Source organism: Methanococcus aeolicus Nankai-3 (assembly GCF_000017185.1).
Taxonomy (GTDB): Archaea; AGJL01; Methanococci; order Methanococcales; family Methanococcaceae; genus Methanofervidicoccus; species Methanofervidicoccus aeolicus.
In genome coordinates, this window is record NC_009635.1 from 1,533,656 (window position 1) to 1,554,354 (window position 20,699).

The window sequence follows — 20,699 nt, forward strand, 5'->3', positions numbered from 1 at the left end:
CTATAATTTATTTAAATCATTATGGGTATTCACATTTACAAAAGATTTATGAGTTTCATCTATTTCATTAACATCAACAAATAATGGATTTAATTCATTTATATACTGTCTTATTGCTGGATGCCTATCTCCCGAGGAGCTCCTAATTATTTTTTCTAATGTTTTTATGGTGGATTTGTGATATATCGAAAATAATGGTTCAATATATCCATTTTCATGTTTTGGTATGATGCAATTACAATTATTTGATTCTGCCAATGGTATTTTATTTATTATATTTTTAATTGAATTTTCGGAGATTAATGGAGTATCACATGGTAGAATTAATACCCAACCCCCTTCTATTAAATTCATACCTGATAAAATTCCAATTAATGGACCTTTATTATACAGTATGTCAAATGTAATTGTTTGGTTATATTTTTTAAATATGTGAATTTGGTTATCTATGTCGCACTTATTTAGTGTATTTGCACTATTTTCAGAATTACAAATATGTTTAAATACTACAACAAATGGGAGCTCCATATTATGCAACACATCGGCAACCTTTTCTATTAAATAGTTATTATTTACTTTTCTAAATGGTTTTTCTCCGCCCATCCTTGTAGCTTTTCCGCCCGATAATATTATTGCTGAAATTCTTTTATTAATCATATTATTACTACCCGTTTTTGATAAAATATATATATTAGTTATATATATGGTTAATTACCAAACAATGACTTTAAGTAAAAAATAGCTGAAATCAATAAAAAACGGTGAATTAAATGGTAGAATCTGGAAAACTTGTGAGCATTTCATATAATGGATACATAGACGATAAATTATTTGACACGACAAACGAAGAAATGGCAAAAGAAAACAACATCTATAATCCATCAATGGTTTATGGTCCTGTTGTAGTGTCTGTTGGGAGTAAAATGCTTGTTCCAGGATTAGATGCTGCATTATTGGAAATGGAAGAAGGCGAAGAAAAAGAGTTGGAGCTCCAACCAGAACAAGCATTTGGTGTAAGAGACAAATCAAAAGTAAAAATTGTTTCAATGAAAGAATTTAAAAAACACAATGTTCAGCCAATAAAAGGCATGCCAATAACAATCGATAACCAGGTAGGAAAAGTGGCTAGTGTTAATGGTGGAAGAGTTTTAGTAGATTTCAACCATGAATTGGCTGGAAAAGTTGTAAAATACAATTTAAAAGTAGAAAAATTAATTGAGGAGCCAGAGGAAATTATTAAGGAATTAATAAAATTATATGCTCAAAAAATAAATACTGATGATATCGCTATCAAATTAACAAAAAAGACAGCTACTATCACACTCCCAGAAAGTGCATCGTTCTTACAAAACCTTCAAATGATTAAAATGGCTGTGGCTAATGAAGCAATGGCAAGAATCAATGGAATGGAAAAAGTATCCTTTGTAGATGTTTTCGAAAAAAAGAAAGCAAAAGCAGCAAAATCAGAAAACAATGAATAATATAATTATTAACTATTAATTTTTTTATCTTTTTATTTTTTTAAATTTTATTTCGTTATGGCGTATTCGAGAACAATACACTTCCCCAACCCACAATATATTCTATATTTCTACTGCACTGCAACATATTATACATATATTTTATTTTTGTTTGCCATTAATTAAATTTAAATAATGTAAATATTATTAGTTAGATATAACTATATAGTTTATTAATTATTTGTGGTATTTATGAAAGATTTACACAACCGAGAAATAAAATCGTTAAGAATTTCGATAACTCCCCAATGCAATTTAAATTGTTTTTACTGCCATAAAGAAGGGCACAATATAGATAATAACAAATTAATGACCCCAACAGAAATAGGGGAAATGGTAAAATATTCTTTAAAATATGGCATAAATAAAATTAAAATATCAGGGGGAGAACCACTTTTAAGGAACGATTTGCCCGAGATAATAAGAAATATAAAAAATTTAAAAAATAATCAAATAAAAGATATATCTCTTACTACAAATGGAATATTGTTGGAAAAATATGCTCAAAAATTAAAAGATGCAGGATTGGATAGAGTAAATGTTAGTTTGGATACCTTAGACCCGGAGCTATATAAAAAAATAACTGGTGGAAATGTTGAACTGGTTAAACGGGGAATAGAAAAGGCCGTAGAAGCTGGTTTAAAACCCATAAAAATAAATTTTGTTGTTATGAGCAATACCGTAGGGGGATTAAATGATATTATGGATTATTGTAGAAAAATGGGAGTTATTTTACAAATAATAGAATTTATGCCAGTTGATGAAAAATTAAAAAAATACCATTATGATATAAATAAAATAGAGGAAGAAATAAGTAAAAAATCAGATAAAACCATGGTTAGAAAATTTATGCAAAATAGAAAAAAATATTTGGTTGATGGTTTGGAAATTGAATTTGTTAGGCCAATGGATAATACTGAATTTTGTAGCCATTGCACTAGGATAAGATTAACATATGATGGATTGTTAAAGCCCTGCTTACTTAGGGATGATAATTTAGTAGATGTTTTAACCCCATTACGAAATGGCGAAGATATTAACAAATGTTTTATTAAATGTATTGATAGAAGAGAATTATATTTTAAAGAATAAAAAATAAAAATTTTATCTTATTTTATTACTTGATAAATAATAAACACCTTGACCAAAACAAATACCTCCATCCCCATTTGGCACATTTTTATGATATAAAAATTTAAATCCATTATTTTCTACATTTTGTCTTATTTTCTCAGATATAATTTTATTGTATGAAACTCCACCAGTCAAACCTATATATTTAATATTGTGGAGCTCCGAGTTTTTAATGGCAATTTCTGAAAGTCCGTCCGCAATTGCCAAATGAATATAATATGCTATAAATTCCTTTTCAAATCCATTTAATAGCATTTTATAGCAATTATAAACCAAATCAGTTGTATTTAATATATATTTTCCATCATCTTTCGTTTTTGTTATTTTTATATCCTGTTTAACCATTTCTAGACATCTTTTATATTCTTCATCGGAACAATTTTTTATAAAGTTTTCTGCCACACATTCTAATTTAATGGCATATTCTCCATCGTAGGTTCTTTCATGGCATACTGAGAGCATAGCCGAAACTGAATCAAGTATTCTTCCGCAAGAAGTTGTATTATTTACATTTAATTTTTTATTTAGCTGAAATAATATAATATTTAATTCTTTTTCTGTAAAATAATTATATTTTTTAATAAAATTAATCAATTCCTCTTTTTCAAGTTTTTTATAAAGTATTGATATTAACATCCTAAGTGGCTGTTTTGCGGCAAGGTCTCCCCCAGCTTGATATTGTTCCTCAAAATGTCCAATTCTTTCCATAATCCCATCAATATATGAAAAGACCTCTCCGCCCCAAATAATTCCATCTGTTCCATAACCCACTCCATCAATTGCAATAATTGTGGCAGGTTCAAAAATATTATTATCTCCCAATAACGAATAACAATGGGCTTCGTGGTGTTGTGCCCTATGTACTTTTATATTGTATTTTTGCCCCAATTCCATAGCTAATTTGGAGGAATTAAAAGAAGGATGCAAATCGCACACAATGGCGTCAATGTCTTTTGGTTGTGTATCTGTAATTTTTAAAATGTTGTTTATTGCATTTTCTAAATAGTTGTATGTTTCATATTTTGCCGTATTTCCTATATATTGGGTTAAATAAAATTTATTTCCCTTTACAAGTGATGCTACAGAATTTAATTCTGCACCCATACATAATATGGTTCTGTTTTTAATATCTTCATTGTTAATTAAATCATTGTTAATAACAATGGGCTCTGGTGCAAATCCTCTTGACCGCCTTAAAAATATCATTCTGTTGTTTATTTTTTTTAATACGCTATCATCACAACGATTTATAATATCCCTATTGTGAAGTAAGAAATAATCGGCAATATTTTTTAAACTATCTATTATTTTATCGTTCTCTATTGCCATAGGTAGCCCGGGAAGATTTGCCGAAGTCATAACATAGGCAATAGCCTCAGTTTCATTAAATAAAAGATGGTGAATCCCGGAATATTGTGCCATAGCTCCAACAGTGTTCAAATCACTTACAAATTTTGAAATATATTTATCATAATTTTTGTTTTTATCAAACACCACAATTGGTCTTTTTTGGGATTTAAAAAGGTTTATTTCTTCATTATCATAGTTTGCAAATAATTTTAAATATTCTGGTTTTGCCATAATTGCAAATGGTTGAGTTGGGCGGTTTAATCTTTTCCTTAATTCCAATACTGCACTGTCATTGTTGGCATCACATACAAGGTGAGCCCCTCCAATTCCCTTAATTGCAAATATATTTCCTTCCTTTAATAGCTTTACCGTTTGCTCTATGGCATTATTATTTGTATATAATATATTTCCGTCCTTATCTGTTAAAAATACGGTAGGTCCGCACTCACTACAACAAGTTGCCTGAGCATGAAATCTCCTATCCATTGGATTTTTGTATTCCTCCAAACATTTTTTGCACAGTGGAAATTTATCCATTGAAGTATTATCCCTATCATATGGAATTTGTTTTATTACTGTAAATCTTGCCCCGCAGTTTGTGCATGCCGTAAATGGATAATTATATCGTCTATTGTTTTTATCCATCATTTCTTTAAGGCATTCTTCACATATTGCTACATCGGCGGGAATTGTGCTCTCTCCTTTTTCCATTTCCTTTTGTGATTCGCTTTCTTTTATTTTAAAATCGGTGTAAATTGTTGTAGTTATTGTTTCTTCTATCTCTATTTTATCTATTTTTGATAATTCTGGTTTTTCATTTTTTAAATGTTGTATAAATTGAGTTATATTTTTCGGAGCTCCCTGTATTATTACTTCAACACAACCACCTTTATTTATTACGAAACCATTTAAATTATGTTTTTTAGCAATTCTATAAACAAAAGGTCTAAATCCCACCCCTTGAACAATTCCTTCAATAATTATTTTTTTTGTTTTTACTGGTGTCATAATATCACAATTAATATGATTTAATAAATATATATAAATGAATTGGCAATAATGGGGGAGAACATATCCATCCAGAATGTGGCCTGTTTGAAAAGTTTGTTCATTACAAATTTTTAATATATATGTTGGAGGAGATATATTATTGTATATCATATCCAGTAAAAAAAGTCTGTCCTTAAAAATGTTTATGATATTCTTGATATATTGAATATTGACTAAATACTAAATAATTTTTTCATTTGATATTTGCAAAAATTTGCATTGACCATAATGCTGTAAATAGTTTCCGAAAATACATATATTCTAATTTTTAACTTTAATTATTTTATTGCAATTTGGACATATTATTTTTAAACCTACAAACTCAAATATATATTCACAATTGGGGCAGGTTATTTTATTTATTTTAAGATTATCTAAATCAATAACTGTCCATTTACATAATTCATCATCTTTTATATCTACATCTTTTACCATTTTTTTCACCTCGTGGAAAATCTACAATATCTTTCGAATATTGAACAAAATTTTTCACTCTCTCTTTATTTTATGTATTTATTTATAGCTTATAAAATTATCTATATGGGGGCTCCCAAATTCTATTTTTTAATTATTGTATATAATAAGAAAACGGTTTCCTTTTTCCCTAATAATCTATATATACCAGTTATAGGAAAACACATTCCTATAAATGCATATTATTGAGGTGAATATATGTCAGGTTTAGATGTGTTTTTATTTTTATGGGCGGCGTCCCTAATATTTTTTATGAAAGCAGGTTTTTTAGCGTTGGAAATAGGACAATTTAGTCATAAAAACTCAGCATATCATTGTGTTTTAAAATTGGTTGATTTGGTTGCAGTATTTGTAGCCTATTTGTTTGTAGGCTACGGGGTGTCTTATGGATTTGAAACCATAATGCCATTAATCACTGGAACTTTTGATGTGGAGCTCGGTGCATGGTGGATAAAAATGGCAGTATTTGCGGCGGCAGCTATAACCATTATTACCGGAGGAGTTGCAGAAAGAATTAAAATATTGCCTTACTTTATCGGAGCTCTATTGGTTGCCGGAGGGCTATATCCATTAGTAGAACATCTTGTTTGGGGCGGAGGATTTTCAAGCATGGGCATTAACTTCGTAGATTATGCAGGAAGTGGAGCAGTTCATTTATTTGGTGGGTTGGTTGGACTGTCCGCAGCATGGGCATTAGGTCCAAGGTTGAAAAAATACATAAATGGAATACCTCAGGCATTACCTGGGCATAATGTTCCATTGGCTGTATTGGGTGCATTTATATTGGCATTTGGCTGGTACGGATTTAATATTGGAAGTGCTTCCGCTGTTGGAGATGGTTTAGAGATGGTTCAAGTAGCAATAGCTACAACAATGGCATTAACTGGAGGCATACTGGGCGGTGCTTTAAGTTCAAGAAATGACCCATTATATACGGCAAATGGGATGTGCGCGGGATTAGTTGCCGTATGTAGTGGTGTAGCTTTATTTACTCCAATTGGGGCTTTAATCGTTGGATTATTGGCAGGATTACAACAACCATTCACATACAGAATAATTGAGGAAAAATTAAAAATAGATGATGTTTGTGCCATTGGCCCAGTTCATGCTATGAGTGGGTTTATTGGAGTAATTTGTGCAGGAATTCCATTTTTATTAAGGGATGCATCAGGAGTTTCATTAATCGGACAAATAATGGGTGCGGGAATTATTACAGGAATTGCACTTATTGGAGGGGCAATAATTTATAAAGGTTTGGATTTAACCATCGGATTAAGAGTTTCCGAAGAAGCAGAGAAAAAAGGATGTGATGAAGGAGTATTGCAAGTTAATGCATATTCTAAAATAGATTAACTTTATTCTCATATATATTAGGAAATGAGTTTCTTATTTCCGTAATAATCTTTATATTATATATTTTGTATAATTCCTTAAATTATAATATATATTATATAATTATTAATTATAAGGCGATATAATGAAAAAAATTGAAGCAATAATTAGGCCTGAAAGATTAGATATGGTTAAAGAAGGATTATCTAATGCAGGATATGTGGGTATGACTATAAGTGATGTTAAAGGAAGGGGTATTCAAGGAGGAATTACCGAAAGATACAGGGGCAGAGAATATATTGTTGATTTGCTACCCAAAGTAAAATTGGAGCTTGTCGTCGATAAAGATGATGTCGATAAAGTAATAGAAATAATATGCGAAAATGCGAAAACAGGCAAATATGGTGATGGAAAAATATTTGTTATTCCAGTTGAAACCATAGTAAGAGTTAGAACTGGGGAAAAAGACAAAAATGCGATTTAATTGTGGGTTAGTTTATTAATTAGTTTAATTATTTTTTTCTCTATTTTTTTCTTTATTTAATAAATTATTTTTTATAATATATTTTATAGTATATATCCATGTAACAATATAATTGATTTTTTTAATTATCGTAAGGTATATATATGGTGATTTCCTATTATTATGTAGGAAGGGTATTTCCGATTTAATTTTACTATAAAGGAACACCGGTGATATAATGAAAAAAATTGAAGCAATAATTAGGCCTGAAAGATTAGATATGGTTAAAGAAACTTTATCAAGTGCAGGATATGTGGGTATGACTATAAGTGATGTTAAAGGAAGAGGTATTCAAGGAGGAATTACCGAAAGATACAGGGGCAGAGAATATATTGTTGATTTGCTACCCAAAGTAAAATTGGAGCTTGTCGTCGATAAAGATGATGTCGATAAAGTAATAGAAATAATATGCGAAAATGCGAAAACAGGCAACCAAGGAGACGGAAAAATATTTGTTATTCCAGTTGAAACCATAGTAAGAGTTAGAACTGGAGAACGGGATAAAACTGCAATTTAATTAAAAAATAAACTTAAAAAATAAACTTATGAATAAATAATATAATGTATCAGTATAGGTGAAAATATGGTTGTAGATATAAACACAGTGCAAGAGGGATTAAATGCATTAGCTACCTCAGGAGATGTATTTTATCTTGTAGTTATGGGGGTTCTTGTATTTTTAATGCAATTAGGATTTGCAATGCTTGAAGGAGGGCAAGTTAGGAAGAAAAATGTCAACAATGTTATGATGAAGAATTACAGTGATTGGATTATTGGATGTCTTTCATGGTTATTTGTAGGTAGTGTTTTGGCAACTTCAATAGTGCCTGCTGATTTCATTAGCTGGTGGGGAAAAATATTCATGACTTCATGGGATTCAATAAACATTGATTTAGCAAACTGGTTCTTTGGTTTAGTATTTGCGGCAACAGCGGCAACAATAGTTTCAGGAGGGGTTGCCGAAAGAATTAAATTCTCTGCATATGTATTAATTGCTGTATTAATTGTAGCATTTGTATATCCATTCTTTGTATATTTGGGTCCTTGGGGCTCTGGTATGATAGGTTGGGCAGATTATGCTGGAAGTTTAATTGTGCATGGATTGGGTGGATTTTTGGCATTGGGGTCAATCATGGCATTAGGTCCAAGAATAGGAAGATTTGTAAATGGTCAAGCTATTCCATTATTGGGACATAACATACCAATGGCAGTATTTGGTTCATTTGCTTTGGCAATCGGTTGGTATGGATTTAATGTTGGGAGCTCCCTTGCATTAGGTGATATATCAGGTTTAGTAGTAGCTACAACCACACTTGCTATGGCAGGTGGTGGATTAGGTGGTATGTTAGCATCTAAAAATGATGTGTTATTTACGGCAAACGGTATAGTAGCAGGGCTTGTAGCAATTTGTGCAGGAACTGACATTGTTAGTCCAATAGCAGCATTAATAATAGGTCTTTTAGCAGGAATTCAAGTTCCAATTGTATATAAATTAATTGAAAAAGCAAAATTGGACGATGTATGTGGTGTTGTTCCAGTGCATGGAACAGCAGGAATATTGGGAGCTCTGTTGGCAGGAATATTTGGAATGGAAGCTCTTGGTGGTGCAGGTGGAGTTAGCTTTGTAGACCAAGCAATAGCTTGTATATTCACAATGGTTTATGGAACAGGGCTAGGATTTGGAATTGCTAAATTAGCTGGTTTATTGACTGGCGGATTAAGAGTAAAAGAAGAAGAAGAAAAACTTGGTCTTGATTTGGCAGAGCACAAATTACCAGCTTATCCAGAAGAATAAAATAAATATTATTTAATTTTTTTATTATTTTATCTCCTTAATTTTTAATTTTATTTTTTATACTGTTTTTTTTAAATTGTTTGCCATATATTTTATAATATATACAACATAATTAACACCATACATTATAATAACTGGAAACGCTGGAAAAAATATGGGAGTTTTATTAAATGGGGGAATATAGTAAGTTCAAAAACTGTCCTATATTAGTCCAAAATAATTAAGTGGAATGGGATATAACTATATAGTTTTATTTTCACCACCATAGTGTGAAACAGTTCGAAGATTGACTATAATAGTAAAAATAGTAGCACTGGGAATTTACAGCATCGGAAATGAAAAAATTAACAATAGAAGTGCTGGAAAATTTTTGGGCGCTAAGAAAAAAAGCGGAATAATATATGTAAAAAAGGGAACTCCCCAAAATACCAAACTAAAAAAAATATAATTTAAATAAAAATGATTTAAATCTATAAATATATATTCTTTAAAAAAATAGAGCTTTGGGCGGGATTCGGACCCGCGACCTCTTGCTTACCAAGCAAGCGCTATACCGAGCTAAGCCACCAAAGCAATAAATATTGTTTATTTAATTGTAGTATAGAACACAATATAAAATGATAAATCTAATATATATACTTTTCGGTATGTATATGGATATACAATAAAAAATAAAAAAAATATAATTTATAATATTTTATTTTTTAGGCCAAGTAATTACTTTTGGTATATTTGGCATTTCTCCAATTTTATCTTTAATTAATTCCGGCCAGTCGTTGTAGTCAAATCCATATTGTGCCAAAAATCCTATTACCCATCTACTAAGCCCAAATCCTGTGCATCCTGTCCATACCGTTCTGTTTTTGTAATCTTTTACACCAAATCCTTCTACAAAATGAGTTCCATGAACATTTGCTGATGTTACGGCAACTCCTTTTCTTTCATCTTTTACATGAGGGAGCCATAATCTCATTTCATATTTTGGAACTTCTGGGAATTCTATGTTTCTTTCCTCTTTTTTCCTTCCCTCTAAATAAAATGGGTCGTCTCCTACCTCGGTCCAATACTCTAAATCAAGTTTTTCAGCAAGTTTTTCGGCATATTTCAATGTGTCATCTCTTACGCTATTTACAAATTCAGGAGCTCCCATTTGAACTGTTTCTATTCTTAAAAATTCATGAACTCTATCAAGCCCTTTTGAGCCTCCTCCTTCCCATCTGTATGTCCAGCCACTTTTATCCACAAATTTAACTGGATTATCAATATCCACTAATTCATGGTCAAAGAATTGATAGAATGGCTCACATTGGGCAGGTGCCAACACATACCCCGGATTTCTAAGAAGGTCTTTTAATTTATGTATTGGGATTTCATTTTTAATCATCATTTCATTTACAAACTCTTTAAACATCTCTGGGTCTCTTTTTGGCGGAGATACATAATACATTCCCTCAGGAAGCCCTTCCAAATATCTCATTTTGTACATAACTTCCAATGGAATAAGTTTTGGGAATAAACATTCATCAAATCCAATTTTATTTATGCATTCTTCCATAAGGAGCTCCTCAAAAGCCCTTAATAATTTAGTCATTGGTGGAGTGTAAAACCATTGACCTTTTCCAGAAAATCGCTTAACCCAGCCTAATTTTTCGCTTTCTTCTGTTGGGTCTTTATTATATGATATTGTTCTTTCTGCCTTATATTCTGATACAATTGTATTTGGAGCTATTCCACACACTTCATAAGTTAAATCGCACTCTTCGCCACTATCTCCAATGTTGTCAATTTCTGTTTTTACAAATTTAATTGCTCTATCTACAATATTTCTTTTTAATTCACTATCTCCAATATTTTTAAATATGATTTTTATAGTATTTTCTTCTTCGTTTAATTCTGTTTCACATTCTGGTACTTTTAAATTTTCAAGGGCATCTATATTGTGGGGGGCATTAATTGTTATTTCGTAATTATCTATTTTTATATCTCTTATTCCCATTTTGTGAATTTTCCCAACTTTTTCCATTATTGGTTTTTTTAATCTAATAATTGCCTCATGGGCTCTCGCATAAGTGCCTGAAATTATGTTTAATATTAATTCATTGCCTTTAAATTCATAATTTACTATTTTTGAAGCTTCTTCCTCTTTTCCAGTAGGCACTCCTTTTAATAATATGGTTCTATCATTCAATACTTCAATTATATCTTTTTTGGCATCATCAGTAATTTCCTTACTAAATATAATTTTACCATTTAATTCAAATTTCATAAAATCACCATTATATCGTTAAATTATAAAATATTATATTGCCATATATATTGTGTATATAGTCAATCTTCGAACTATTTCACTAAATTATCTCAAAATCGCAAAGCGATTTTATTTAATTTATAAGACAATAAAGGGACAGTTTTTGAACTTACTATAATTTAACATATTTATTATCGTATTTTTTATTATTGTATCATTAATATTTTTATTCTTATTATTCTTATTATTTAATTTTAGGATATTTTCCGTAATTCTTCAATAATTTTATCGCTTACTTCCTTTGTTTTTAAATTGCCCCCTAAATCAGGAGTTATATCTTTATGGGCCAACACCTGTTTTACGGCATCTTTTAATAGCCTACTTTTCTCCTTCATATCTAGGTAATATAGCATCATCGAAGCACTAAGAACCGCAGCTATCGGATTTGCAACACCTTTTCCAGCTATGTCTGGGGCGGAACCATGCACAGGCTCAAATAATCCATAATTATCCCCAATATTTGCTGAAGGAGCCAAGCCTAAACCTCCCAATAATCCCGATGCTTCATCGGATAATATGTCACCAAATAAATTTGTAGTTACAATTACATCGAACATTTGTGGGCTTTTTAAAATATACATTGCCGTAGCATCTACTAAATAATCGTTTCCTTCTATATTGTATTCATTTTTATATTTTTCTTTAAATTCATTGAATATGTTTAAAAAAAGACCGTCCGTAATTCTTAAAATATTTGATTTATGGATACAGGATACTTTTTTTCTGTGATGTTTCACAGCATATTCAAATGCAAATTTAATAATTCTTTTGCTTCCTTTTTTAGATATATGCCTTTCCGATATTGCCAACTCTTTTTCTTCGTCATAATATTCCACACCAGAATATAGTCCTTCTGTGTTTTCTCGAATTATTATGAAATCTATATTATTTGAACTATCGGAATTATCTAATTTATGTATTGGTCTTACATTTGCATATAGGTCTAATTCTTTTCTAAGTGTTAATATGGGGCTTTTATATGGTTTTCGCTCCGTTTCATCTAATTTAGGGGTGCTAACTGCACCAAATAATATGGCATCGCATTCTTTTGCAGTTTTTAATGTTTTTTCGGGTATTGCATCACCGCACCGTTTAAAACATTCATATCCCGCATGTTCATATATGAATTCAAAGTCCCCTATTTCTTTTAATATGCGGACTGTTTCAGGTATTACTTCTTTTCCTATGCCGTCCCCTTCTATCACACATATTTTAGGTATTTTCAAAATATCACCGCGATAATATATAATGATGAGATAAATCATAAATTAACTAAAAAATAAGGGTTTATAAAATATAAATGTATGCTAAAAAAATAGAATAATAGAATATATCATTAGGTATGTGCCCGGAGCTCCCTGTATGGTATATAATAATATTATAAGGTAATCAATTTATACAATCTGCATGGCAATTTCTTTTGCACATTCTCTTTTTTCTCCTAAATCAGTTAAAAATTCTTTAATTTTTTCATAACAATTCTTTTTACAACTTCCACAAAGGAGCTCCCCGCCTTTGCAACTATCATATATTTCTTTTAACTCTTTATCATCATCAATTAAATGATATACAAATAATTCATATACTACACAATTTTCAGGAGTTCCTCCTAATTTTTTCTGTTCCTCTAATGTCTCTCTACCTCCAGTTTTACTGGACATAATTTTCTTTTTTAATGATTTAGATGGAGTATCGCTTAGAAATATGGCAGTTTCAGGTTTTGAAGAACTCATTTTTCCACCAGATAGTCCAGTCATAAATCTATGATATGTGGAAGATGGAGGCATAAAATTAAATTCTTTTGTTTTATTTGCCCTACTTGCTATATCTCTTGTTAATCTCAAATGGGGGTCTTGGTCAATTCCAACGGGAACTATTGTTGGTATTTTTTCATTTAATTGGGGGTATAATATATCTGCAACTTGAACAATTGGGGCAAATATATGTCCAATGTTAGTTTCACCACCAAAACCATATATTCCTTTCATTTCGCTAAAATTAACTCTTTTAGATAATTTCATAGCTAAATCTTTAACTGATTCATTTTTTGATTGGAGATATATATTTATTTTATCGGGGTTTAAACCCAATGCTATGTAGTTAGTTATATATTCCTCAATTGCAAGATTTTTTGTGGTTTCAAAATCCATGCCTCTTGCCCAATATGCCTCCAAATCTGCTATTGGAATATATATTTCTGCATTATGCTTTTGATAATATAGCAGTTGGTCAATAATCATTTTATGTCCAAAGTGCATTTTACCAGATGGCATCATTCCGCTAACTACGGCAAATTTTTTATTTTCATTTATTGAATTGATTATTCTTCCAAAATCTCTATGTCCGAATATTATTCCTCTCCTCATAAAATGATGGGGATTTTCAATATCATCTAATAACTCTTTTATAGATTTTATTCCAAATTGTTCCATTGTTTTTTTATAATCTATATCTTCTGAAACTTCCCATGGCGTTATCAAAATTTCACCGTTATATCATATTGTTATAATAATTAATTGTTAATTTATAATTTATCTTCAATAACTGTCCTTTCTATTTTAAAAAGTGCATTTTTACATATCTAAAAATCAGGGAGCTCCTGCATATTTTAAATAATGTATATTATATCCCATAATTTAGTATAAAAAATTTGAATAAACTATTATATTAATATATTTTCATTTATTATTTTTTTGGGCATATCGTGAATTATTCTGTCCTTATGGACGGGGACTTCTTGCGGAATGAGGTTAAAAATTTATAAATCATCTGGCAATTTAGCTGCCTGTTCATGATGCTCTGCAAGTCCAAGTGCCGCAACTGCTCCAATTATTCCTCCGTCCTTTTCAAATACTTTAATAATATCAATATTATTTCGCATTGCCACAGATTTTGCCTCTTCAACAGTAACCATTCCTCTTTTTGCTTTACAGGTAAATAATTTCATGCTTTTTGAAGGTGTAATTCCATAATACACGGCAACCGCAGTTTTATCGGATAAACTTTTTTCTTTCAATTGATTTTTAATTAATTCTTTAAGTTTATATTTATACTCCGGATAAATTGCAAATGTTAAACCAATTGAAACACAGTTCTGGGTTTTATTTGGATTTCCTGGATAAAGTTGGATTATGGTATGGTCTATATAATATCCCCAACCTTCTTTTTCCACAATATTGCCAATTTCATTTGCAAGAACCCAAGTTGCTCCCTCTTCTTTTGTGTCAGTGTCATCAATTCCAACTATAACTTTTTCCATTTTTGGAGTAATTACTGCACCCTTTCCGAGTTTGGAGCCTCCTCCTTTTTCATATAATATTGTATTGATTACATTTTTCGCATTGCTTCTCAATTCTACGCCAACCCCTGCGCCAGCTAAACCCGCATAAACGATATGCACATTATTATCCTCGATAAATACTTTCTCGATACCTGCGGCACTTAATGAAGGCACAAGATTTAATTTACATTTATCAATATTTAGGATAAAATGATGTTTATTTCCATTTCGCCATGCAGATATAATAAGTGGAGATGTTCTTTGGTATTGATATATTATCCACTGAGAACCACTGGGGCATGGATGTTCTTCTATTAACTCCACTATGTTTAATTGTTCGTCTGCCATAGCAATTATTTTTTTATACGATACTTTTTCAATGTTATCAATTTTTCCCATATTTTTTCACACCTATTTTATTTTCATTTTTATATGTGGTTATTATATGTATTGGGCTAGTGTGTGTATTTTCAGGACTTTTTGCAGCCAAATATTATACTATGCTAATTTTTAACAGATAACATGCCCATAATTCACTAAACGATTATTATTAACAATATTTTTGAATATATTTTATATTTTTCTATTGTATTTTTTATTTATTTTTCTGTTCTTGTTTTTCTGCAAACTGTTGAATTATTTTTTTACAAGTATATTCAAATAAATCATCTTTAATATGATTATAATTTATTTCAAGTTTTTGAAGCCCATAATTTAAAATAGCCATCTCTAATTCCCACCTGATATTTTCGAGCTCCAGCTTTAATCCTTCTATTTTATTGAATATATCCCAGTTTAATGAATCATCAGTATCTACCGATACATTTTTTAATTTATTGATATATTCGTTTAATTCTTGATAGTTGATAATATCTATGTTATTATTTAATTTATCTAGGTTATGTTTTAGTTTATTTAATGATTCCATATATTCATTTATTTCATTAGTTAAATATTTTTCATTGCCCATATTTAAATTTAATCTATTATTTAATTCTTTTAACGAATCCTCTAATATTCCGATTTCATTGGTGATATTTACATATTTTTTAAAATAATGCTTCAACTTATCTTTGTCGGTGTATTCCTTATCTTTCAAAAGAATGAGCTCCGCAATTTTTTTTATGTTAGTAATAATTATCCCCCCATCATATAGTAAGTTCAATAACCGTCCTTATCCTAATTATTGGTAGATTTATGAAAACGACCGAAGATTGACTATAATTATATATATCTTTTGAAGTCCGTTCAAAGTCTGCTGATAACAATCATAAAATATTAAAAATTTAACTACAAAATCATAATGGTCCTGTTATTTGTAGTTTTAATTTTAATGACAATCCTGAACACGCATCATATGTTATTTTTTACAGTGTCTAATATTTAACAATGCCCCATTTTTAGCTTTTTTCATTTCTGCCCCACTCATTGATGCCCTACCTACACCAATTACTTCCCCCTCATAAATTATTACGATTTCATCTCCTACGGATATATTTTCATCACAATCCTTAAAACCAGGTGCAAATAATGAGCCTTTTTTAGCCTTAAAATTAACTTCTACCCATTTATTTTTTCCCAATAATTTTCCACCCTCATAGGTTAGCACAAAAAGCCCATTTTCATAATTTAATGAACATATCTGAGTTAATTTATTATTTATTTTCGCAAAAAACTTTTTATGCCTTCCTTTAATTACTGTATCATCAGGTATGAAATTACTGCCAAATTGGAATTTTGCAAGTTGCTGGTAGTTGTGCATCACCTGTTTTCTTATACTGGGCCTATTGGCTTTTACTGGGGCATTATTATCCTTATTATCTCGTTCATTTTTATTATTCTCTTTGTTATTATCAATACCGTATTTATCTGCACTAATTTCTTTGAGGGTATCTTTTAATGTAGCAAGCGAATTATTGGTCGTGGGTCGGTCATCTTCTACCGTAGATATTATATCATATTTTTCTATTAAATTTTTATCCAATATTTCATAATAATGTTTTGGAAGGTGAGCTATTACAGATATAGTTCCAAATTTATTATCCGTATTATCTAAATAAGTTTTTAAGTGCCTGTTAATAAATTCAATTTCCTCGGAGCTCCATGACCCAACAACAGGAATATCATAATTTACTATTCCCTCCAAAGCTCTTGGAACTACACCATATGGGGAGGTCAATACAACTTCTTCAACTACTGTATTTGAAGATCTAATTGCATTTACAAAGTATTGGTGAGATTTTGAGAACGAATATGGTTTTTTTGACGAACAAGGAAGTAATACAACAATATTTGTAAAAGCTTCATAATTGCCAAGCCTTTCAGTGTATTTTTTTACCTCTGGAATTGTAGTTTCGTCAATGGATACAATTATTTTTTTCCCACTGGATAGAGGGATATTTCTTACATCAGGATTAAATCTCTTATAATTGCCCCTAAGGTATGGATTTGAAATACTGGTTTCTTCAACTAAATTTCTTAAACTACCCTCTTTAATACAGTATTTTGTTTCTTCAAGGAGCTCCCTTATAATAGATTTATTGTGCTCTACCAATTCATTAAATTGTATGGTTGTTTCCATTATTCTATTTTTTGTAAATTTGTATCCTTTTGAAGCATAATATGATGCCGAAGAATTATCAAAGTAATCTACACCCATATATGTTAGCAGTGGAATTTCATTTGGCAATGCTGTTGGGAAATATATTGCAGTGTTTGGGGAAATTATATTTCTTAATTCAGATATTAATAAAAGTTCTTTTCTATTAATTAATCTTCTTCCATCTGCAATTATTATTAAATCAGTATTTTTTAATTCTTCGGTTAATTCGTTGATTTTTTCAATATATTTTCCGAGATTTAATATATAATAATTTATACTATTATTATCTTTATCACTATCGTTATTATCGTTATTATCGTTATTATCGTTATCGTTATCGCTTAATTTAATCGTTCCTTTTATTTTATCTTTATTTTGTTCAAAAATATAGTTTGCAACTTTTTCAGGTGCATCAAAAGGTATTTTTAATAATGGTCGTTTGATATTTTTAATAATATTGTCGTCGATTAATTTTGGAGTAATATTTATGTTTTTATTGTCGTAATCCTTTTTAAAATAAGTTTCTTTACAACTTCTTCCAATATTATAATAAATTGGTTCAAGCATTTTTTATCACATTATATATTGATTATTCATATATTTTTTTACAGGGGAAAATCTACAATATCCTTCGGATATTGAACAAAATCGAAGATTTTGAATTCAAAATCTTAGATTTTGTAAATTTTTTATTTGCCTCATATGTTTTATATATTGCCTATATATTGTTTATATATTATATATTAAATTATTATAACAACTAAACAAGGTTATATAATATGAGCGTAGATGTAATAAAACTATTAAGCAATTACAATATATCAATAGACAGTATAATTAATTGTGGTATGGAGCTCTGCATATGCAATGAAGATGAAATAGAAATTATCAGAAAAAAATTAGAAAGGGAGCTCCTAAAAAATTTAAGTAATCCAAATCTATCGACCTTAATAATTGCATCCATTAAATTGGAAGAAGAAGGAAAAAAAGGAAATTTACCATTTAACTATGACGAAGACCCAAATTATATTTATGCCGATGAAGTTATTGGAATGGCAATAGCCAACGAAATAGCGGGAACAAAAGCTACCTTTAATTTCAAATGGTATGATAGAAAAAAACCAGGTATCATAGGAACATTAGATGAAAATGGACTTGTTTTTTTAGATGATGCCATAGCCGGACTTATTGCTGGTTGTATGAGTAAAATTTTTGAGTGTTGATAGAAAATGGCTACAATAAGATATGATAAAAATAAAGCTATTAAAATTAGTGCGGAGATATTTCCAGATAATATTTGTGAACAATGCGGTAGATGTTGTATCACACATGTTTTTAAGGATGGTGATGGAATACCAGTAATTGTTTATTGTGAGCATTATAATCCCAAAACAAAATTATGTAATATATATTACAATAGATTTGAAAAAGAAGATTCATGTCTTTCAATGATAGAGGGAATATTGGCCCAGGCTTTTCCAAAGGATTGCCCATATGTCAAAGATCTAAAAAATTATAGCGAACCAAATTGTTATAAAATAATAAGGGATTTCGAAAAAAGGAAAAAAGGAAAATTCAAATATTAAATATTAATTATATAATTTTTTAATTCATCAATATTCATCCGTTCTTTTGATTCTGCCGTAGGTATGGAATATAAAATTTTTGGATTATTGGGAGCTCCTTTTAATCCCAATATTATTAAATCTTCTTTTGGGGTTTTATCATACAATCTAATAATATTATTGATTGGATATGATTTTTTATAAATTGGATAAACTGATTTATCAAGATAATATAATATATTATCTTTAAGTGTGAGCCCCTGTTGCACTAAATAATTTATAAATTGTTCTTTATCTGCCTCCAATAATGATTTTTCTGTTTTTAATTTTTCTTCTTTCGTTTCATCAATGTTATTATTATTATTATTATTATTTTCAAGGTTTAAATCCCTTGTATGCACAGATATAATTGCACTATCTTCTTTAACTTCTTCAACAGGCAATGTTTTGGCATATCTTACTTCAACCGCTCCATTTGAAGAGTTATCCTCTATTTTTACCTTTTTAGTTTTAAGCTTTCTAATTCCTGCTTTAATTGATTTGTATATTTTATGCCCTAAATAAATTATTGCCACCAACAACCCCAATAATAACAAAGGTAATATGAGAACTACAAATGCCAATATTGCAATTATGAAAAGCAATATATTTGAAAAGAAAGACATGTTTGTTAAATTGTATGTTTTAAGTTTAACCATGTTATCACTTTTTTAAATTTTTAAATTTTATTTATTCTTTAATTATTATTTTATTCTTATTTTTTCCTTTAAAACCAACTATCCAATGAAGTTTGGCTTCTTTTCTCATTTAATAATTTATCCAATTTTTTAATTGATGGCAAAATTCTATTTGGTGAAAAATCATTTTCTTCTATCAAAAATTCTTTTAATCCTTCAATATTTGGAGATTTTAATTTTATGTCCTCTTTCGTATAATCCACGACTTTTGGATTTTTAAATATATTTTTTATCTCCTCATAATTTTCAATATCTTTTATATATTCATTCATTTTTTTATTTTTTATTATAGTTAATGCTTTTTTAGGGCCTATTCCTTTAATCCCTCCAATATTATAGTCGGTCCCAATTAATATTGCCATATCAATTAAATCATCAATAGATATATCCAATGGTTTTAATATGTCCTCAATTTCCATCAGTTCCAATGGTTTATTTGATGCCGTAATATTTCTTACAGTTCTCGGAGCTCCATATAATAAGGCATCATAATCTTGACTAACTACACAGTAGGCATCGCCGTTTTTTATCATATGGGCACATTGGGCTTCCCCCTCTGATGGGGCATCTATATATGGGATTCCCATGAGTTTTAATAATTTTTTGCAGTTATCAACTGTATTTGGTTCTAAATAATTAATTCTTTTTGCATATTTTTGCATATCTTCAATGTTTTCTTCTCTTTTTGCTATTTCGTAGTCCTTTGATGCTTTTTCTTTTACTTTTCTTCTTTCTTCTCGTGTTTTAAGTTTTAATTCTGGCGGTTTTCCATCAAATACCCATATGGGAGTTATTTCATTATTCAATAGATATATTGTTTTATAAAATATTCCATTATATGGTGATGTTATTTCCCCCTTTGAATTTCTTAACGGAGCTCCATCTCTTAATCTAATACTTGATAAAAATTGATATATTATATTCATTGAATCAATTGCCACGGTTTTATTTTTTAAATCTGTTATTGATATGTTCTTTTTTGGAATTGAGTCATTAAATTGCACTCCCATTTTATTCACCAAAATATTT

20 protein-coding genes and 1 tRNA gene are annotated in these 20,699 nt (G+C 29.7%); 9 read left to right on the forward strand and 12 right to left on the reverse strand.

What is annotated here, in order from left to right; all coding sequences use genetic code 11:
- A complete protein-coding gene (locus MAEO_RS07550) occupies positions 1-657 on the reverse strand; it encodes a molybdenum cofactor guanylyltransferase (RefSeq protein ID WP_011974182.1) in 657 nt (218 codons plus the stop codon).
- Between the two features lie 113 nt (positions 658-770).
- On the opposite strand from MAEO_RS07550, the gene MAEO_RS07555 reads away from it, so the two are divergent.
- Entirely contained in the window at positions 771-1,481 is a 711-nt protein-coding gene (locus tag MAEO_RS07555) for a peptidylprolyl isomerase (protein ID WP_011974183.1), read from the forward strand.
- A 231-nt stretch (positions 1,482-1,712) separates the two neighbouring features.
- Positions 1,713-2,612 carry a GTP 3',8-cyclase MoaA gene (gene moaA / locus MAEO_RS07560; RefSeq protein WP_011974184.1) on the forward strand — a complete coding sequence of 300 codons (900 nt, stop codon included), beginning with the start codon at positions 1,713-1,715 and terminating at the stop codon, positions 2,610-2,612.
- 12 nt (positions 2,613-2,624) lie between these two features.
- Here moaA and hypF read toward each other — a convergent pair whose 3' ends face one another.
- Positions 2,625-5,012 carry a carbamoyltransferase HypF gene (gene hypF, locus MAEO_RS07565; protein WP_011974185.1) on the reverse strand — a complete coding sequence of 796 codons (2,388 nt, stop codon included), beginning with the start codon at positions 5,010-5,012 and terminating at the stop codon, positions 2,625-2,627.
- 303 nt (positions 5,013-5,315) lie between these two features.
- On the reverse strand, positions 5,316-5,489 hold the full coding sequence (locus tag MAEO_RS07935) for a hypothetical protein (RefSeq protein WP_011974186.1): 174 nt from the start codon (positions 5,487-5,489) through the stop codon (positions 5,316-5,318).
- 237 nt (positions 5,490-5,726) lie between these two features.
- On the opposite strand from MAEO_RS07935, the gene MAEO_RS07570 reads away from it, so the two are divergent.
- From MAEO_RS07570 to MAEO_RS07895, 5 genes are all read left to right on the forward strand, one after another.
- Positions 5,727-6,881 carry an ammonium transporter family protein gene (locus MAEO_RS07570; RefSeq protein WP_011974187.1) on the forward strand — a complete coding sequence of 385 codons (1,155 nt, stop codon included), beginning with the start codon at positions 5,727-5,729 and terminating at the stop codon, positions 6,879-6,881.
- 124 nt (positions 6,882-7,005) lie between these two features.
- On the forward strand, positions 7,006-7,344 hold the full coding sequence (locus tag MAEO_RS07575) for a P-II family nitrogen regulator (RefSeq protein ID WP_011974188.1): 339 nt from the start codon (positions 7,006-7,008) through the stop codon (positions 7,342-7,344).
- A gap of 217 nt (positions 7,345-7,561) precedes the next feature.
- Positions 7,562-7,900: a P-II family nitrogen regulator gene (locus MAEO_RS07580; protein WP_011974189.1), complete on the forward strand. Its 339-nt coding sequence runs from the start codon at positions 7,562-7,564 to the stop codon at positions 7,898-7,900.
- A gap of 66 nt (positions 7,901-7,966) precedes the next feature.
- Positions 7,967-9,178 (forward strand): ammonium transporter, encoded by a 1,212-nt coding sequence (locus tag MAEO_RS07585; protein WP_011974190.1) that lies wholly within the window; start codon positions 7,967-7,969, stop codon positions 9,176-9,178.
- 286 nt (positions 9,179-9,464) lie between these two features.
- Positions 9,465-9,626 carry a hypothetical protein gene (locus tag MAEO_RS07895; RefSeq protein ID WP_157196839.1) on the forward strand — a complete coding sequence of 54 codons (162 nt, stop codon included), beginning with the start codon at positions 9,465-9,467 and terminating at the stop codon, positions 9,624-9,626.
- A gap of 51 nt (positions 9,627-9,677) precedes the next feature.
- Here MAEO_RS07895 and MAEO_RS07590 read toward each other — a convergent pair.
- From MAEO_RS07590 to MAEO_RS07620, 7 genes are all read right to left on the reverse strand, one after another.
- Positions 9,678-9,751: transfer RNA gene (locus MAEO_RS07590), tRNA-Thr, on the reverse strand.
- Positions 9,752-9,875: 124 nt separating this feature from the next.
- Entirely contained in the window at positions 9,876-11,444 is a 1,569-nt protein-coding gene (gene serS / locus MAEO_RS07595; RefSeq protein ID WP_011974191.1) for a serine--tRNA ligase, read from the reverse strand.
- A gap of 236 nt (positions 11,445-11,680) precedes the next feature.
- Positions 11,681-12,715: a homoisocitrate dehydrogenase gene (gene aksF, locus MAEO_RS07600; RefSeq protein WP_157196862.1), complete on the reverse strand. Its 1,035-nt coding sequence runs from the start codon at positions 12,713-12,715 to the stop codon at positions 11,681-11,683.
- Positions 12,716-12,880: 165 nt separating this feature from the next.
- Complete coding sequence (locus MAEO_RS07605; protein ID WP_011974193.1) at positions 12,881-13,966, reverse strand: tryptophan--tRNA ligase; 1,086 nt, start codon at positions 13,964-13,966, stop codon at positions 12,881-12,883.
- A 278-nt stretch (positions 13,967-14,244) separates the two neighbouring features.
- Positions 14,245-15,165, reverse strand: coding sequence for a methanogenesis marker protein 11 (gene mmp11 / locus MAEO_RS07610; RefSeq protein ID WP_011974194.1), 921 nt, complete (start codon positions 15,163-15,165; stop codon positions 14,245-14,247).
- A 196-nt stretch (positions 15,166-15,361) separates the two neighbouring features.
- On the reverse strand, positions 15,362-15,865 hold the full coding sequence (locus MAEO_RS07615) for a hypothetical protein (protein ID WP_011974195.1): 504 nt from the start codon (positions 15,863-15,865) through the stop codon (positions 15,362-15,364).
- Positions 15,866-16,126: 261 nt separating this feature from the next.
- Positions 16,127-17,935 (reverse strand): DUF5591 domain-containing protein, encoded by a 1,809-nt coding sequence (locus MAEO_RS07620; protein WP_011974196.1) that lies wholly within the window; start codon positions 17,933-17,935, stop codon positions 16,127-16,129.
- Positions 17,936-18,147: 212 nt separating this feature from the next.
- Between MAEO_RS07620 and MAEO_RS07625 the strand changes: the two genes are divergently transcribed.
- Positions 18,148-18,591: a phosphatidylglycerophosphatase A gene (locus MAEO_RS07625; RefSeq protein ID WP_011974197.1), complete on the forward strand. Its 444-nt coding sequence runs from the start codon at positions 18,148-18,150 to the stop codon at positions 18,589-18,591.
- Between the two features lie 6 nt (positions 18,592-18,597).
- The gene (locus MAEO_RS07630; RefSeq protein WP_011974198.1) at positions 18,598-18,954 is read left to right on the forward strand and encodes a CxxCxxCC domain-containing protein; all 357 of its coding nucleotides are present in this window, start codon (positions 18,598-18,600) and stop codon (positions 18,952-18,954) included.
- Here MAEO_RS07630 and MAEO_RS07635 read toward each other — a convergent pair.
- Positions 18,951-19,631 (reverse strand): hypothetical protein, encoded by a 681-nt coding sequence (locus MAEO_RS07635; protein WP_011974199.1) that lies wholly within the window; start codon positions 19,629-19,631, stop codon positions 18,951-18,953. The genes MAEO_RS07630 and MAEO_RS07635 overlap by 4 nt on opposite strands.
- 68 nt (positions 19,632-19,699) lie before the next feature.
- Positions 19,700-20,680 (reverse strand): flap endonuclease-1, encoded by a 981-nt coding sequence (gene fen / locus MAEO_RS07640; RefSeq protein WP_011974200.1) that lies wholly within the window; start codon positions 20,678-20,680, stop codon positions 19,700-19,702.
- Positions 20,681-20,699: the final 19 nt, after the last annotated feature.